This window comes from Pseudomonas sp. EGD-AK9 (genome assembly GCF_000465935.2).
Classification (GTDB): Bacteria; Pseudomonadota; Gammaproteobacteria; order Pseudomonadales; family Pseudomonadaceae; genus Aquipseudomonas.
Genome location: NZ_AVOF01000545.1, coordinates 1 through 1,441 on the forward strand (window position 1 = coordinate 1; position 1,441 = coordinate 1,441).

The 1,441-nt window shown below is 68.8% G+C and carries 2 protein-coding genes; one reads left to right on the forward strand and one right to left on the reverse strand.

Translation table 11 applies throughout. The features are described 5' to 3' along the window. Positions 1–742: TIGR01777 family oxidoreductase (locus tag N878_RS20350; RefSeq protein WP_021445383.1), on the reverse strand; the 742-nt coding region annotated here is incomplete at its 3' end. 203 nt (positions 743–945) lie between these two features. Between N878_RS20350 and N878_RS20355 the strand changes: the two genes are divergently transcribed. Continuing rightward, a partial coding sequence (locus tag N878_RS20355) for an NAD(P)/FAD-dependent oxidoreductase (protein ID WP_021445384.1) occupies positions 946–1,441 on the forward strand: 496 nt, incomplete at its 3' end.

Below are 1,441 nucleotides of genomic sequence, written 5' to 3' on the forward strand. Positions count from 1 at the left end.
GGATCGCCGGGCGATGCAGGGCCTGGCCCAGCGCCCTGGCGAACTCGGCGTTGCGCACCGGCTGCGGCGCGCACGCATTATAGGGACCCCGGGCAGCGTCTCGCTGCAAGAGAAAGTCCATCAGGGCGATTTGATCGGCGATATGCACCCAGGGCATCCACTGCCGGCCGTCGCCGAGGCGTCCGCCCAGGCCCAGCCTGAACGGCAGCAGCAGGCGTTTGAGCATGCCGCCATCGGCGCTGAGCACCAGGCCGGTGCGCACCAGCACCACGCGCAGGCCCAGTTCCTCGGCGCGCAGGGCAGTCTCCTCCCAGGCACCGCACAACTGCGCGGCGAAATCGTCGGTGACCTGCGGCGTGTCCTCGTGCAACTCGCGCTCGCCGCCGTCGCCGTACCAGCCCACCGCCGAGCCGGACAGCAACAGCGCCGGGCGCTGGCTGCGACCCTGCAGCCAGGCCAGCAGCTGTTCGGTCAAGCCGATGCGACTGGCCCACAGCAGCGCCTTGCGCTTGCTGCTCCAGGGCCGGTCGGCGATGGGCGCGCCGGCCAGGTTGACCACGGCGTCGAGCGGCTCCTCGGCCAGCTCCTCGAGCCGGCCGATGCCGCGCACGGTCGCGCCGCACAGGCGCTTCACCTTGTCCGGCTCGCGGCTCCAGACGGTCAGGCGGTGGCCCTGCTCGGCCCAGTAGGCGCAGAGCCCGCGGCCGATCAGGCCAGTACCGCCGGTCAGCAGGATATGCATGGCATCGTCCTCGCATGGAAATTGATGAGCTTTCACCCCTAGTCTGGTTTATGACGCGCACACGTGCCTTTATTGATGGCCGCGTTTGTCCTAAACCTAGAGTAAGGAGCGACACCCGAGGCAACAGCTGTACATGAAAGCATTCTTGTATAGCTTTTGTCCAAAGCGTAGCCTGTAAAGCATTCAGAGCTGACGAGGTCACCATGAACGCACCCATCGCCATCATCGGCACCGGCATCGCGGGATTGTCCGCCGCCCAGGCCCTGCACGCCGCCGGCCAGGAGGTCCAGCTGTTCGACAAGAGTCGCGGCAGCGGGGGGCGCATGGCCAGCAAGCGCAGCGATGTCGGCAGCCTCGACCTGGGCACCCAGTACTTCACCGCGCGCGACCGCCGCTTCGTCGAGGTGGTGCAGCAGTGGCTGACCCGCGGCTGGGTCGCCGAATGGACGCCGGGCATGTACCACGCCAAGGACGGTCAGCTCAGCGCCTCGCCGGACGAACAGGTGCGCTGGGTCGGCACGCCGCGCATGAGCGCCATCACCCGCGCCCTGCTCGGCGCCCTGCCGGTGCACTTCGCCTGCCGCATCACCGAGGTGTTCCGCGGCGGCAGCCACTGGAGCCTGCAGGATGCCGAAGGCTGCAGCCACGGCCCGTTCAGCCACGTCGTCATCGCCACCCCGGCGCCGCAGGCCAGCGCCC